The sequence below is a fragment of the Mycobacterium sp. TH-M82 genome (genome assembly GCF_057473605.1).
In genome coordinates this window covers 1-1,184 of record NZ_JBYCKY010000249.1, presented here as the reverse complement: position 1 = coordinate 1,184, position 1,184 = coordinate 1, and the positions used below count along the sequence as shown (strand labels likewise).

The following is a 1,184-nucleotide window of genomic DNA, read 5'->3' as shown; positions in this document are numbered from 1 at the left end:
CAGCGTGCCGGTGGACAGCGTGACGAAAGCCATGATCACCGCGGTGCCGCCGACCAGGGCCATCGCGCCGGTGCCCATGCCGATCTCGGCGACCAGGCGCAGGACCTCCCGGCGGTAGCGGGTCAACGCCCACGCCATGTCACGGCAGGCGGTCACCGCGAACCAGGCCAGCTGGCCGGCCAGGTCGAATGATCGGGTCGCGGCGCCGCCGTAGCGGCGAACGGTGGCCGTCGACCGCGGGAAGCGGGTCTGCAGCACCTGGGCCGTCGTCATATCCGCGCCTGGGTTCCGAACCGCACGCCGATGGTGCTCAGCACCACGTTGACCGCGAACAGCGCGACCACACACAGCACCACGGTCTCGTTGACGGCGGTGCCCAGGCCCTTGGATCCGCCGCTGACGGTCAGGCCGCGATAACAGCCGACCAGGCCGGCGATCAGCCCGAAGATCGTGGCCTTGATCGTCGCGACCACCACTTCGGGCAGTCCGGTGACCGTGGTCAGCGTGGCCAGATACGAACCCGCGGAGACGTTCTGCAGGAAGACCCCGAACAGGAAGCCACCCACCAGGCCGACCATGGACACCAGGGCGTTGAGCAGCATGGCGACCAGGGAGCAGGCCAGCACCCGGGGCACCACCAGCCGCTGGATGGGGTCGATGCCGAGCACCTCCATCGCGTCGATCTCCTCGCGGATGGTGCGCGCGCCCAGATCGGCGCAGATGGCGGTGGCCGCGGCGCCGGCGATGATCAGCACCGTGTTGAGCGGGCCGATCTGGGTGATCACCGCGATCGCCGCGCCCGCCCCGGAGATGTCGGAGGCGCCCACCTGGATCAGCAGGATGTTGAAGGTGAAGATGAACAGCGCCGTGATCGGCACCGCGACCGCCATGGTGGGCAGGATCGAGACCCGCATGATGAACCAGCACTGGACGATGAATTCACGCCACTGAAACGGCGGGACGAACAGCGCCTTCCCGGTCAGCACACACATCCGGAAGAACCCGCCGATGTGCACCATCGGGCGCCCCACCTGGTCACGAAGGTAGTCGGCCAGCCGTGGCTGCGTCGTCGTCACTGCGGCCCCCGTGCCCCCGGACCGCGCCTACCGCGGATCATGTCACACGCCTCCTCCTTGCCCCGATCCCTGAATGGATGATCCGCTTCCCGCTTCCTTGCTTTATTC

1 protein-coding gene and 1 pseudogene are annotated in these 1,184 nt (G+C 68.2%); both read right to left on the bottom strand.

Annotation, left to right across the window (positions count from 1 at the left end; all coding sequences use genetic code 11):
* Positions 1–273 (bottom strand): annotated as a pseudogene (locus AC2VON_RS07750) (ABC transporter permease); the annotation flags it as partial.
* Entirely contained in the window at positions 270–1,019 is a 750-nt protein-coding gene (locus tag AC2VON_RS07745; RefSeq protein ID WP_486952422.1) for an MlaE family ABC transporter permease, read from the bottom strand. The gene AC2VON_RS07745 and the pseudogene AC2VON_RS07750, both read right to left, overlap by 4 nt.
* Positions 1,020–1,184 lie beyond the last annotated feature (165 nt).